This window comes from Streptomyces sp. 2P-4 (assembly GCF_030167965.1).
Classification (GTDB): Bacteria; Actinomycetota; Actinomycetes; order Streptomycetales; family Streptomycetaceae; genus Streptomyces; species Streptomyces globosus_A.
In genome coordinates, this window is sequence record NZ_CP095011.1 from 5,762,391 (window position 1) to 5,775,677 (window position 13,287).

The window sequence follows — 13,287 nt, forward strand, 5'->3', positions numbered from 1 at the left end:
CGCGGTCGCGGGACGGGGAAAGCCGCCCGACGCAACCGGGCCGTACGGGCGGCTTCCTGGCGCTACGTCAGAGGACTTCCCTTCTCGAGGCGTTCGCGCACCTTCTCGGCGATGTTCGGGGGCATCGGCTCGTGGCGGGCGTAGGAGCGGGAGAAGCGGCCGGTGCCGTGGGAGACGGAGCGGAGCTCGACGGCGTACCGGCTGATCTCGATCTCGGGGATCTCCGCGCGGACCAGGGTGCGCCCCGATCCGGACTGCTCGGTGCCCACGACGCGGCCGCGGCGGCCCGCGAGGTCGCTCATGACGGGGCCGACGTAGTCGTCGGGGACGAGGACCGCGAGTTCCGCGACCGGCTCCAGGAGGTGGATGGCCGACGAGGCGGCGGCCTCGCGGAGCGCCAGCGCGCCCGCGGTCTGGAAGGCGGCGTCGGAGGAGTCCACCGAGTGGGCCTTGCCGTCGAGGAGGGTGACGCGGACGTCGACCAGCGGGTAGCCGGCCGCGAGGCCGCGCGCGGCCTGGGCGCGCACGCCCTTCTCGACGGACGGGATGAACTGGCGGGGGACGGCGCCGCCGACGACCTTGTCGACGAACTCGATGCCGCTGCCGGGCGGGAGGGGCTCCACCTCGATCTCGCAGATCGCGAACTGGCCGTGGCCGCCGGACTGCTTGACGTGCCGGCCCCGGCCGGAGGCGGGGGCGCCGAAGGTCTCGCGGAGGCTGACCCTGTGGGGGACGGGGTCGACCTGGACGCCGTACCGGGTGCGCAGGCGTTCGAGGGCGACGTCCTGGTGGGCCTCGCCGAGGCACCACAGGACCACCTGGTGGGTGTCGGGGTTCTGCTCCAGCCGCATGGTGGGGTCCTCGGCGGCGAGGCGCGCCAGGCCCTGGGAGAGCTTGTCCTCGTCGGCCTTGCTGTGGGCCTGGACGGCGAGGGGGAGCAGCGGGTCGGGCATCTGCCAGGGCTCCATCAGCAGCGGCCGGTCCTTGGCGGAGAGGGTGTCCCCGGTCTCGGCGCGGGTGAGCTTGGCCACGCAGGCGAGGTCGCCGGCGACGGCGCGGGTGACGGGGCGCTGCTGTTTGCCGAAGGGGCAGGAGAGGGCGCCGGTGCGCTCGTCGACGTCGTGGTCCTCGTGGCCGCGGTCGGTGAGGCCGTGGCCGCTGACGTGGACGGTCTGCTCGGGCAGCAGGGTGCCGGAGAAGACGCGGACGAGGGAGATGCGGCCGACGTAGGGGTCGGAGGAGGTCTTGACGACCTCGGCGACGAGGGGGCCGTCGGGGTCGCAGGCGACGGCGGGGCGGTCGGCGCCGTCGGGGGCGGTGACGGGTACCGGGTCCCGTTCGAGGGGGGTGGGGAAGCCGCGGGTGACCAGCTCCAGCAGTTCGACGGTGCCGAGCCCCTGGCGGGCGCCGTCGGCGGCGGGCGCCGCCATGAGGACGGGGTGGAAGGTGCCGCGGGCGACGGCCCGCTCCAGGTCGGCGACGAGCGATTTCAGGTCGATGTCCTCGCCGCCGAGGTAGCGGTCCATGAGGGTCTCGTCCTCGCTCTCGGCGATGACGGCCTCGATGAGGCGGGAGCGGGCCCCGGCGATCTGCGCGAGCTCCTCCGGCTCGGGGTCGCGCTCGGCGCGCCCGCCGGAGGAGTAGTCGTGGACGCGCTGGGTGAGCAGGTCGAGGAGTCCGGTGACGGGGGCGTGGCCGTCCGGGCCGGCGGGGCCGTACAGGGGCAGGTGGAGGGGGACGACGGCGTCGGGGTCGTCGCCGCCGAAGGCGTCCGCGCACATGGCGGCCATCTGCGCGTGGTCGGCGCGGGCCGCCTCCAGATGGGTGACGACGATGGCGCGGGGCATGCCGACGGCCTGGCACTCCTCCCAGACCATGCGGGTGGCGCCGTCGATGCCGTCGGAGGAGGAGACGACGAAGAGGGCCGCGTCGGCGGCGCGCAGGCCCGCCCGAAGCTCCCCGACGAAGTCGGCGTACCCGGGGGTGTCCAGGAGGTTGACCTTGGTCCCGGCCCATTCGACGGGGACGAGGGAGAGCTGGACGGACCGCTGCTGGCGGTGCTCGATCTCGTCGTGGTCGGAGACGGTGGAGCCGTCCTCGACGCGGCCGGCCCTGGTGACGGCTCCGGCGGTCAGGGCGAGTGCTTCGACCAGCGTGGTCTTCCCGGCTCCGGTGTGGCCGACCAGCACCACGTTCCGTACGGAGGAGGGGTGGTCGGCCGTCGGTGCCCTGCCGGCGGCTCCGGCTTGGTGTGATGTGGCTCCCATGGTGCTCGTGCCTCCCGGTGGGACGGTGACGAGGGTGATCGGGGCTCCTCCGAGCTTTGCACCGGTGCCACACCGCGTCCATACGGAGTACCCCGCACGGGTCCGGGGGGCGGCTCCGGCGCAGACGGCCGGTTGCGGGCCGATTGCCCGGGGTGAACCGCGGGTGCGCGGGCGTGCGGCCCCGGGGCGCTGGCTACGATGGGCCAGCCGGTGGCCGTAGGGGCCGTGCGGCCCAGCGACCCTCCGGGAAGGCCATGCTGAACAAGTACGCGCGTGCGTTCTTCACGCGTGTTCTCACGCCATTCGCCGCTTTTCTGCTCCGGCGGGGGGTGAGCCCGGACGCGGTCACGCTGATCGGCACCGCCGGAGTCGTGGCCGGCGCACTGGTCTTCTTCCCCCGCGGCGAGTTCTTCTGGGGAACGATCACCATCACGCTGTTCGTGTTCTCCGACCTCGTCGACGGGAACATGGCCCGCCAGGCCGGGGTGTCCAGCCGGTGGGGGGCCTTCCTGGACTCCACCCTGGACCGGGTGGCCGACGCGGCGATCTTCGGCGGCCTCGCGCTCTGGTACGCCGGCTCCGGCGGCGACAACGTGCTGTGCGCGGTGGCGATCTTCTGCCTGGCCAGCGGCCAGGTCGTCTCGTACACCAAGGCCCGCGGCGAGTCCATCGGGCTGCCCGTGGCCGTCAACGGCCTCGTCGAGCGGGCCGAGCGCCTGGTGCTGACGCTGGTGGCCGCCGGCCTGTCGGGGCTCCAGGTGTTCGGGGCGCCCTCGTGGCTGGGCGTCCTGCTGCCCGTCGCGCTGTGGGCGGTCGCCGCGGGCTCGCTGGTCACCCTGGTGCAGCGGGTCGTCACCGTGCGCCGCGAGGCGGCCGAGGCCGACGCGGCCGCCGCCTCCGAGCCGGGCGCCGCCTGATGGGGGGCTACCGGGAGCGGCTCGTCGACGGCCTGTACGGGCTCGGCTGGGCCGGCGTGAAGAAGCTGCCCGAGCCGGCCGCCGCCGCCCTCGGCCGGCGGATCGCGGACACGGTCTGGCGCCGCCGCGGCAAGAGCGTGCTGCGCCTGGAGTCGAACCTGGCCCGCGTGGTGCCGGAGGCCGGGCCGGAGCGGCTGCGCGAGCTGTCGCGGGCCGGGATGCGCTCGTACATGCGGTACTGGATGGAGTCGTTCCGGCTGCCGGCGATGGACCGGCAGCGCTTCGGCACCGACGTGGTGACGAAGGACGAGCACATCCTGCGCGAGGCCCTGGCCTCCGGCCGCGGGGTCGTCGTCGCCCTGCCGCACCTGGCCAACTGGGACCTGGCCGGGGCCTGGGTCACCGGGCACCTGGGCATCCCGTTCACCACCGTCGCCGAGCGGCTGCGGCCCGAGTCGCTCTACGACCGGTTCGTCGCCTACCGCGAGGGGCTCGGCATGGAGGTCCTGCCGCACAGCGGCGGGGCCGCGTTCGGGGTGCTGGCGCGCCGGCTGCGCTCCGGCGGGCTGGTCTGCCTCGTCGCCGACCGCGACCTGTCCGCGTCCGGCGTCGAGGTGGAGTTCTTCGGCGCGACGGCGCGGATGCCGGCCGGGCCGGCCCTGCTCGCCCAGCAGACGGGCGCCGCCCTGCTGCCCGCGACCCTGCACTACGGCGAGAGCCCGCAGATGCACATCCGGATCCACCCCGAGGTCGAGGTGCCCGCCTCCGGCGACCGCGCGCAGAGGACGGCCGCGATGACGCAGGCGGTGGCCGACGCCTTCGCGGAGGGCATCGCCGACCACCCGGAGGACTGGCACATGCTCCAGCGGCTGTGGCTGGACGACCTGGAGGAGCGCTCCGCGTGAAGATCGGCATCGTCTGCCCGTACGCGTGGGACGTGCCCGGCGGCGTCCAGTTCCACATCCGGGACCTCGCGGAGCACCTGATCCGCCTCGGCCACGAGGTGTCCGTCCTGGCCCCCGCGGACGACGACACGCCGCTGCCGCCGTACGCCGTCTCGGCCGGGCGGGCCGTGCCGGTGCCCTACAACGGGTCGGTGGCCCGGCTGAACTTCGGGTTCCTGTCCGCCGCACGGGTGCGGCGCTGGCTGCACGAGGGCGTCTTCGACGTCATCCACATCCACGAGCCGGCCTCGCCCTCCCTGGGCCTGCTGGCCTGCTGGGCCGCCCAGGGGCCGATCGTGGCCACCTTCCACACCTCCAACCCCCGGTCCCGGGCGATGATCGCCGCCTACCCGATCCTCCAGCCCGCGCTGGAGAAGATCAGCGCGCGGATCGCGGTCAGCGAGTACGCCCGGCGCACGCTCGTGGAGCACCTCGGCGGCGACGCCGTGGTCATCCCGAACGGCGTGGACGTCGACTTCTTCGCCTCCGCCGAGCCCAAGGCCGAGTGGGGCGGGCAGACCCTCGGGTTCATCGGCCGCATCGACGAGCCCCGCAAGGGGCTGCCCGTCCTGATGGCGGCCTTCCCGGAGATCGCCCGGCAGTGCCCCGGCGTCCGGCTGCTCGTGGCCGGCCGCGGGGACGAGGAGGAGGCCGTCGCCTCGCTGCCGCCGGACCTCCGCTCCCGCGTCGAGTTCCTCGGCATGGTCTCGGACGAGGACAAGGCCCGCCTGCTGCGCAGCGTCGACGTGTACGTCGCGCCCAACACCGGCGGCGAGAGCTTCGGCATCATCCTCGTCGAGGCCCTGTCGGCGGGCGCCGCCGTCCTCGCCTCCGACCTGGACGCCTTCGCCCAGGTCCTCGACCAGGGCGCGGCCGGCGAGCTGTTCGCGAACGAGGACGCGGGCGCGCTCGCCGCGGCCGCCGTGGCCCTGCTGCGCGACCCGGCGCGCCGGGCGGAGCTCAGCGCGCGCGGCTCCGCGCACGTGCGGCGCTTCGACTGGTCGACGGTCGGCGCGGACATCCTCGCCGTGTACGAGACGGTCACGGACGGCGCGTCCGCGGTGGCCGCCGACGAGCGGGTGCCGCTGCGCACCCGTCTCGGGCTGACCCGGGACCCCTCCGCCTGACGCCCGCGGGCCCCCGGGCCGCGCGGGCCGACCGGGCCGCCGGCGGGGCCCGCCGCGGGCGGTAGAGTCGCGGGCCGTGATCGAAACCCTTGTCTGGACCGCCCTGGCCCTCGCCGTCGTCGGGGTCTACCTGAGCTGGACCGCCGGACGCCTGGACAGGCTCCACTCGCGGATGGACGCCGCGCGCGCCGCCCTGGACGCCCAGCTGCTGCGGCGCTCCTCCGTCGTCATCGAGGTGGCGGCGTCCGGCGCCCTCGACCCGGCCTCCTCGATCGTGCTGTACGAGGCGGCGCACGCCGCCCGCCAGGCCGACGAGGAGCACCGCGAGGTCGCCGAGAGCGAGCTCAGCCAGGCGCTGCGCGCGGTGTTCGCGGACGCGGCCCAGGTCGAGGCGGTCCGGGAGGCGCCCGGCGGGGAGGCGGCCGCGGAGGAGCTGGCCGCGGCGGTGCGCCGGGTGCCGATGGCCCGCCGGTTCCACAACGACGCCGTACGGGCGGCCCGGGCCCTGCGCCGGCACCGCAAGGTGCGCTGGTTCCGGCTGGCCGGGCACGCGCCGTTCCCGCTGGCGTTCGAGATGGACGACGAACCCCCGGTGGATCTTGCCGACCGGCCGTAGCGCTGCTGCGACCGGGACACTTGTACCCAATGGCCAAGTCGAAAGGGGCCACCGGCTCCTCATTGGCCCTTGCGGTGGACTGGCCGGGGGCGGTTTGCTCGGTCGAGCACCACCGCAGCACCCGTCTTCCCCTTCCAGTGAGGTCATCCGTGAGCACGCTTCCCTCCACCCCGCAGTCCCCCGAGACCGGCACCGCCCGCGTCAAGCGCGGCATGGCCGAGCAGCTCAAGGGCGGCGTGATCATGGACGTGGTCAACGCCGAGCAGGCGAAGATCGCCGAGGACGCCGGCGCCGTCGCCGTCATGGCGCTGGAGCGGGTCCCCGCCGACATCCGCAAGGACGGCGGCGTCGCCCGCATGTCGGACCCGAACATGATCGAGGAGATCATCGGCGCGGTCTCGATCCCGGTCATGGCCAAGTCCCGCATCGGCCACTTCGTCGAGGCCCAGGTCCTGCAGTCCCTCGGCGTCGACTACATCGACGAGTCCGAGGTCCTCACCCCGGCCGACGAGGTCAACCACTCCGACAAGTGGGCCTTCACCACCCCCTTCGTCTGCGGTGCGACCAACCTGGGCGAGGCCCTGCGCCGCATCGCCGAGGGCGCGGCCATGATCCGCTCCAAGGGCGAGGCCGGCACCGGCAACGTCGTCGAGGCCGTCCGCCACCTGCGCCAGATCAAGAACGAGATCGCCAAGCTGCGCGGCTTCGACAACAACGAGCTGTTCGCCGCCGCCAAGGAGCTGCGCGCCCCGTACGAGCTCGTCAAGGAGGTCGCCGAGCTCGGCAAGCTGCCCGTGGTGCTGTTCAGCGCCGGCGGCGTCGCCACCCCGGCCGACGCGGCCCTGATGCGCCAGCTCGGCGCCGAGGGCGTGTTCGTCGGCTCCGGCATCTTCAAGTCGGGCGACCCGGCCAAGCGCGCCGCCGCCATCGTGAAGGCCACCACCTTCTTCGACGACCCGAAGGTCATCGCGGACGCCTCCCGCAACCTGGGCGAGGCCATGGTCGGCATCAACTGCGACACGCTGCCCGAGGCCGAGCGCTACGCCAACCGCGGCTGGTAAGGCACCACGACCATGAGCAACCCCCCCGTCATCGGTGTCCTGGCCCTCCAGGGCGACGTACGGGAGCACCTGATCGCCCTGGCCGCGGCGGACGCCGTGGCCAGGCCGGTCCGGCGCCCCGAGGAGCTCGCCGAGGTCGACGCCCTGGTGATCCCCGGCGGCGAGTCGACGACCATGTCGAAGCTCGCCGTCCTCTTCGGCATGCTGGAGCCGCTGCGCGAGCGCGTCCGCGGCGGCATGCCCGTGTACGGCACCTGCGCCGGCATGATCATGCTCGCCGACAAGCTGCTCGACGGCCGCGAGGACCAGGAGACGCTCGGCGGCATCGACATGATCGTCCGCCGCAACGCCTTCGGCCGGCAGAACGAGTCCTTCGAGGCGTCGATCGACTTCGCCGGCATCGGCGGCGGACCCGTCGAGGGCGTCTTCATCCGCGCCCCCTGGGTGGAGTCCGTCGGCGCCGAGGTGCAGGTCCTGGCCACGTACGACGGCCACACGGTGGCCGTGCGCCAGGGCAGCGTGCTGGCCACGTCGTTCCACCCGGAGCTGACCGGAGACGACCGCGTGCACGCCTACTTCGTCGACATGGTGCGCGCGGGGCTGTGAGCGGCTCCCGGTAGGATCAGGAGCGAACACCATTGGTTACGCGAAGGAGACAGGCGGATGTCCGGCCACTCTAAATGGGCTACGACGAAGCACAAGAAGGCCGTGATCGATGCCAAGCGCGGCAAGCTCTTCGCGAAGCTGATCAAGAACATCGAGGTCGCGGCCCGCATGGGCGGCGCCGACCCCGAGGGCAACCCGACGCTCTTCGACGCCATCCAGAAGGCCAAGAAGCAGTCCGTCCCGAACAAGAACATCGACTCCGCGGTCAAGCGCGGCGGCGGCCTCGAGGCCGGCGGCGTGGACTACGAGACGATCATGTACGAGGGCTACGGCCCCAACGGCGTCGCGGTCCTCATCGAGTGCCTCACCGACAACCGCAACCGCGCCGCCTCCGACGTCCGCGTCGCCATGACCCGCAACGGCGGCTCCATGGCCGACCCGGGCTCGGTCTCGTACCTGTTCAACCGCAAGGGCGTCATCATCCTGCCCAAGGGCGGGCTGAGCGAGGACGACGTCCTCGGCGCCGTCCTCGACGCCGGCGCCGAAGAGGTCAACGACAACGGCGACACGTTCGAGATCATCAGCGAGGCCACCGACCTGGTCGCGGTCCGCACCGCGCTCCAGGAGGCGGGCATCGACTACGACTCGGCCGACTCCAGCTTCGTCCCGACCATGCAGGTCGAGCTCGACGAAGAGGGCGCGCGCAAGATCTTCAAGCTGATCGACGCGCTGGAGGACAGCGACGACGTCCAGAACGTCTTCGCCAACTTCGACGTCTCGGACGAGGTCATGGAGAAGGTCGACGCCTGACCGGCGTCCACCGCCCACCGCAGGTCAGCCGGGCCGACGGGAACACACCCCGTCGGCCCGCTGCGTTGTCGGCGCCACCGGGTAGCCTGCACCGACAGGTGGATCCGAGGAGGGGGTGCGGTGCGCGTACTCGGTGTGGACCCGGGACTGACCCGCTGCGGCGTCGGCGTGGTGGAAGGCGTCGCGGGCCGGGCCCTGACCATGCGCGGAGTGGGCGTCGTCCGCACCCCGGTCGACGCCGAGCTCGGCGACCGCCTCGTCGCCGTCGAGCGCGGCATCGAGCAGTGGCTCGACGAGCACCGGCCCGAAGTCGTCGCCGTGGAGCGGGTCTTCAGCCAGCACAACGTCAGCACCGTCATGGGCACCGCGCAGGCCAGCGCCGTTGCCATGCTGTGTGCGGCCCGCCGCGGCATACCGGTCGCCCTGCACACCCCCAGCGAGGTCAAGGCCGCCGTCACCGGCTCCGGCCGGGCCGACAAGGCCCAGGTCGGCGCCATGGTCACCCGGCTGCTGCGGCTCGCCGCCCCGCCGAAGCCGGCCGACGCGGCGGACGCCCTCGCGCTCGCCATCTGCCACATCTGGCGGGCACCCGCCCAGAACCGCCTCCAGCAGGCGGTCGCCCTGCACACCCCGAAAGGCCGAACCCGATGATCGCCTTCGTCAGCGGCCCGGTCGCCGCCCTCACCCCCTCCCTCGCCGTCGTCGAGGTCGGGGGAGTGGGCATGGCCGTGCAGTGCACCCCGGGCACCATCGCCGGCCTGCGCATCGGGGAACCCGCCCGGCTGGCCACCTCCCTCGTGGTCCGCGAGGACTCCCTCACCCTGTACGGCTTCGCCGACGACGACGAGCGCCAGGTCTTCGAACTCCTCCAGACCGCCAGCGGGGTCGGACCGCGCCTCGCCCAGGCCATGCTCGGCGTCCACAGCCCCGACGCGCTGCGCCGCGCCGTCGAGACCGGCGACGAGAAGGCCCTCACCGCCGTCCCCGGCATCGGCAAGAAGGGCGCCCAGAAGCTCCTCCTCGAACTCAAGGGCAAGCTCGGTGCCCCCGCCGGCACTGGCGCCCTCGTCGGCGCGCAGCGCGCCGCCGCCGGCCCCGCCGCCTGGACCGAGCAGCTCTCCGCCGCGCTCATGGGGCTCGGCTACGCCTCGCGCGAGGCCGAGGAGGCGGTCGCCGCCGTCACCCCGCAGGCCGAGGCCGCCATCGCCGAGAACGGCTCCGCGCCCGTCCCGCAGCTGCTGCGCGCCGCCCTGCAGTCCCTCAACCGCGCCCGCTGACCGGCCGCAGCCCCCCGTACGCACCGAGAAGGCAGACTGACACCGTGAACTGGGACGACGACACCGACCGCATTGTCGCGCCGGCGGCGGACGGCGAGGACACCGCCGTCGAGGCGGCCCTGCGGCCGAAGGACCTCGGCGAGTTCGTCGGCCAGGAGAAGGTCCGCCAGCAGCTGGACCTCGTCCTGAAGGCTGCCAGGCAGCGCGGGGCCACCGCCGACCACGTCCTGCTCTCGGGCGCCCCCGGCCTCGGCAAGACCACCCTCTCGATGATCATCGCGGCGGAGATGGGCGCCCCGATCCGCATCACCTCGGGCCCGGCCATCCAGCACGCAGGCGACCTCGCCGCGATCCTCTCCTCCCTCCAGGAGGGCGAGGTCCTCTTCCTCGACGAGATCCACCGCATGTCCCGGCCCGCCGAGGAGATGCTCTACATGGCCATGGAGGACTTCCGCGTCGACGTCATCGTCGGCAAGGGCCCCGGCGCCACCGCGATCCCCCTGGAACTGCCCCCCTTCACCCTCGTCGGGGCGACCACCCGGGCCGGCCTCCTCCCGCCGCCGCTGCGCGACCGCTTCGGCTTCACCGGGCACATGGAGTTCTACGCCCCCGAGGAACTCGAAAGGGTCATCCACCGGTCCGCCGGACTCCTCGACGTGGAGATCGACCCGGCCGGTGCCGCCGAGATCGCCGGCCGCTCCCGCGGCACCCCCCGCATCGCGAACCGCCTGCTGCGCCGCGTCCGCGACTACGCCCAGGTCAGGGCGGACGGGGTGATCACCCGCGAGGTGGCCGCCACCGCCCTGCAGGTGTACGAGGTCGACGGGCGGGGCCTGGACCGGCTGGACCGGGCCGTGCTGGAGGCCCTGCTGAAGCTGTTCGGCGGCGGGCCCGTCGGCCTGTCCACCCTCGCCGTCGCCGTCGGCGAGGAGCGCGAGACCGTCGAGGAGGTCGCCGAGCCGTTCCTCGTCCGCGAGGGCCTCCTCGCCCGCACTCCCCGCGGCCGGGTCGCGACCCCCGCCGCATGGGCTCACCTGGGACTTGTCCCGCCGCAGCACGGCGGGACCGGATCGGGCGGGCAGCAGGGCCTGTTCGGAGTGTGACGGCGCGGAGGTTGGCCCGGCCGGGAACTGCGGTGCCATGCTGGGCGTTGTTCCATCGGTGCGGACTCGCCTAGACTCCGCCGATGCCGACCCTTCGGGTCGGCGTGCCCACCCCCGTAGAAATAGGCCGTCTCCCGAGCGGTCGTGCGAAGGATCTCCGTCCCGTGAATCTCGTGACCCTCCTCCCGTTCATTGTGCTCATCGGGGCGATGTTCCTGATGACGCGCTCCGCGAAGAAGAAGCAGCAGCAGGCCGCGCAGATGCGCGACACCATGACGCCCGGTACCGGCGTCCGCACCATCGGCGGCATGTACGCCACGGTCAAGGAGCTCGGCGAGGACACCGTCACCCTCGAGGTGGCCCCCGGCGTCCACGCGATCTACGCGAAGATGTCCATCGCGGCGGTTCTGGAGGACGACGAGTACAACCGCATCGTCCACGGCACCGTGGCCCCGGCCGACGCGGACTCGCCCGTCGTCCCCGACGACATCTCGTCCCTGACCCGGGACGGGGCCGAGGCCCCGGAGACCGGCCCGGCGAAGCAGGACGCGGCCGAGGAGCCCAAGCTCGACCTGGGCAAGAAGGACGCCGACGGCAAGGCAGACGGCGAGGGCGGCGCGAAGTAACGCGCGGCCGGGACCGCGGGACCGCCCGACCGGCGGCCGCGCGGTCCCGCTTGTGACACTTCTGCGGGGGGCAGGGGTCCCCACCACACATTTCGTGGCCGTCCGCGCGCTGACCCGGCGCGGGACGGTTGGACAGGGAGAAACGACAAGGTGGCAGCACCGAAGAAGGGCCGGCGGCCCACGGGGGCGCAGGGGAGGCCGGGGCGCGCCCTGGCGGTCATCCTGATCGCGATGGTGGCGCTCACCGCGGGGATGTTCCTCACGAAGCAGACGACGCCCCGGCTCGGCATCGACCTCGCGGGCGGCACGAGCATCACGCTCAAGGCCAAGAGCGAGCCGGGCAAGCCGGACGCGATCAACGAGACCAACATGAACACGGCGGTCGGCATCATCGAGCGCCGCGTCAACGGTCTCGGCGTCTCGGAGGCCGAGGTCCAGACCCAGGGCCGCGACCACATCATCGTGAACATCCCCAAGGGGACGAACGAGAAGCAGGCCCGCGAGCAGGTCGGCACCACCGCCCAGCTCTACTTCCGACCGGTCCTGGCGTTCGCCGACGGCGCCCCTGCGGCGCCCGAGACCGCGCCGAGCCCGTCCGCCAGCCCCTCCGGCGCCCCCAAGGCCGAGGGCAGCTCCAAGCCCAGCGCGTCGGCAACCCCGTCGTCCAGCGCCACTTCCCAGGGCCGTGCGCTCAGCGAGGCCCTCAAGGCCCCCGCCGCCACGGCCTCTCCCTCGCCGTCGGCGAGCGAGTCGAAGAAGGCAGACGACAACAAGGCCGCCCCGTCCCCCGCCCCGACCCCGTCGGCCGCGGATGCGGCCGTGGCGGACCTCCAGGCCAAGTTCGCCGCACTGGACTGCACCGACGAGGCGCAGCGCGCCGCCGCCGGCAAGGAGGCCAAGCCCGAGGAGCCGACGGTGGCCTGCGGCCAGCGCGGCGACGCGTGGGGCAAGTGGATCCTCGGACCGGCCGGTGTCGCCGGTACGGACGTCAAGGACGCCAAGGGCGTCGTCGACCCGCAGCGCGGCATGTGGATCGTCACGATGGAGTTCACCGACAAGGGCGCCGACAAGTTCGCCAAGATCACCGGTGAGCTCGCCACCAAGCAGCCCCCGCAGAACCAGTTCGCGATCGTGCTCGACGGCCAGGTCATCTCCGACCCGTCCGTCAGCCAGGCGCTGACCGGCGGCAACGCCGAGATCTCCGGCGGCTTCACCCAGCAGTCCGCGCAGGACCTGGGCAACATGCTCTCCTACGGCGCCCTGCCGCTGTCCTTCCAGGAGGACAGCGTCACCACCGTCACCGCCGCGCTCGGCGGCGAGCAGCTGAAGGCCGGCCTCATCGCCGGCGCCATCGGCCTGTTCCTCGTGGTCGTCTACCTGCTCGTGTACTACCGGGGCCTGTCCCTGATCGCCATCGTCAGCCTGATGGTCTCCGCGATCCTCACGTACACGCTCATGGCGCTGCTCGGGAAGGCGATCGGGTTCGCGCTGAACCTGCCCGCCGTCTGCGGTGCCATCGTCGCGATCGGCATCACCGCGGACTCGTTCATCGTGTACTTCGAGCGCATCCGCGACGAGATCCGCGAGGGCCGCACCCTGCGCCCCGCCGTCGAGCGGGCCTGGCCGCGCGCCCGGCGCACCATCCTGGTGTCCGACTTCGTGTCGTTCCTCGCCGCCGCGGTGCTGTTCGTCGTCACCGTCGGCAAGGTGCAGGGCTTCGCCTTCACGCTCGGCCTGACCACCCTGCTCGACGTGGTCGTGGTGTTCCTCTTCACCAAGCCGATCATGACGCTGCTGGCCCGTACGAAGTTCTTCTCCAGCGGTCACCCCTGGTCCGGACTCGACCCGAAGCGGCTCGGCGCCAAGCCGCCGCTGCGCCGGTCCCGCCGCACCGGCCCCGTCACCGCTCCCGTCGACGCAAAGGAGGCGTGAG

Annotated in this window: 13 protein-coding genes; 12 read left to right on the plus strand and 1 reads right to left on the minus strand. The window is 73.2% G+C overall.

Translation table 11 applies throughout. From position 1 onward, the window contains the following. Nucleotides 1-62: 62 nt before the first annotated feature. The gene (locus MUK52_RS25630) at nt 63-2,267 is read right to left on the minus strand and encodes an elongation factor G-like protein EF-G2 (protein ID WP_284580354.1); all 2,205 of its coding nucleotides are present in this window, start codon (nt 2,265-2,267) and stop codon (nt 63-65) included. A 254-nt stretch (nt 2,268-2,521) separates the two neighbouring features. On the opposite strand from MUK52_RS25630, the gene pgsA reads away from it, so the two are divergent. The 12 genes from pgsA to secD all read left to right on the plus strand — a co-directional run bounded on the left by pgsA (nt 2,522) and on the right by secD (nt 13,286). Continuing rightward, complete coding sequence (gene pgsA / locus MUK52_RS25635; RefSeq protein ID WP_114056782.1) at nt 2,522-3,184, plus strand: phosphatidylinositol phosphate synthase; 663 nt, start codon at nt 2,522-2,524, stop codon at nt 3,182-3,184. Beyond that, on the plus strand, nt 3,184-4,089 hold the full coding sequence (locus MUK52_RS25640) for a phosphatidylinositol mannoside acyltransferase (protein WP_284580357.1): 906 nt from the start codon (nt 3,184-3,186) through the stop codon (nt 4,087-4,089). The genes pgsA and MUK52_RS25640 overlap by 1 nt, the downstream gene beginning before the upstream one ends. Next, nucleotides 4,086-5,255, plus strand: a complete 1,170-nt coding sequence (locus tag MUK52_RS25645; protein ID WP_284580360.1) for a glycosyltransferase family 4 protein — start codon at nt 4,086-4,088, stop codon at nt 5,253-5,255. The genes MUK52_RS25640 and MUK52_RS25645 overlap by 4 nt, the downstream gene beginning before the upstream one ends. Nucleotides 5,256-5,331: 76 nt before the next feature. Further along, nucleotides 5,332-5,871 carry a LemA family protein gene (locus MUK52_RS25650; protein ID WP_114056779.1) on the plus strand — a complete coding sequence of 180 codons (540 nt, stop codon included), beginning with the start codon at nt 5,332-5,334 and terminating at the stop codon, nt 5,869-5,871. A 149-nt stretch (nt 5,872-6,020) separates the two neighbouring features. Further along, nucleotides 6,021-6,932 carry a pyridoxal 5'-phosphate synthase lyase subunit PdxS gene (gene pdxS, locus MUK52_RS25655; RefSeq protein WP_114056778.1) on the plus strand — a complete coding sequence of 304 codons (912 nt, stop codon included), beginning with the start codon at nt 6,021-6,023 and terminating at the stop codon, nt 6,930-6,932. A gap of 12 nt (nt 6,933-6,944) precedes the next feature. Continuing rightward, nucleotides 6,945-7,538, plus strand: a complete 594-nt coding sequence (gene pdxT / locus MUK52_RS25660; RefSeq protein WP_114056777.1) for a pyridoxal 5'-phosphate synthase glutaminase subunit PdxT — start codon at nt 6,945-6,947, stop codon at nt 7,536-7,538. Between the two features lie 57 nt (nt 7,539-7,595). Continuing rightward, the gene (locus MUK52_RS25665; protein ID WP_114056776.1) at nt 7,596-8,348 is read left to right on the plus strand and encodes a YebC/PmpR family DNA-binding transcriptional regulator; all 753 of its coding nucleotides are present in this window, start codon (nt 7,596-7,598) and stop codon (nt 8,346-8,348) included. 120 nt (nt 8,349-8,468) lie between these two features. Then, nucleotides 8,469-8,999 (plus strand): crossover junction endodeoxyribonuclease RuvC, encoded by a 531-nt coding sequence (gene ruvC / locus MUK52_RS25670; RefSeq protein ID WP_114056775.1) that lies wholly within the window; start codon nt 8,469-8,471, stop codon nt 8,997-8,999. Then, nucleotides 8,996-9,625: a Holliday junction branch migration protein RuvA gene (ruvA, locus tag MUK52_RS25675; protein ID WP_114056774.1), complete on the plus strand. Its 630-nt coding sequence runs from the start codon at nt 8,996-8,998 to the stop codon at nt 9,623-9,625. Before ruvC ends, ruvA begins: the two co-directional genes overlap by 4 nt. 44 nt (nt 9,626-9,669) lie before the next feature. Continuing rightward, a complete protein-coding gene (gene ruvB, locus MUK52_RS25680; protein ID WP_114056773.1) occupies nt 9,670-10,728 on the plus strand; it encodes a Holliday junction branch migration DNA helicase RuvB in 1,059 nt (352 codons plus the stop codon). A 164-nt stretch (nt 10,729-10,892) separates the two neighbouring features. Continuing rightward, nucleotides 10,893-11,354, plus strand: a complete 462-nt coding sequence (gene yajC / locus MUK52_RS25685) for a preprotein translocase subunit YajC (RefSeq protein WP_284580367.1) — start codon at nt 10,893-10,895, stop codon at nt 11,352-11,354. A 150-nt stretch (nt 11,355-11,504) separates the two neighbouring features. Then, entirely contained in the window at nt 11,505-13,286 is a 1,782-nt protein-coding gene (gene secD / locus MUK52_RS25690) for a protein translocase subunit SecD (protein ID WP_114056771.1), read from the plus strand. Nucleotide 13,287 lies beyond the last annotated feature (1 nt).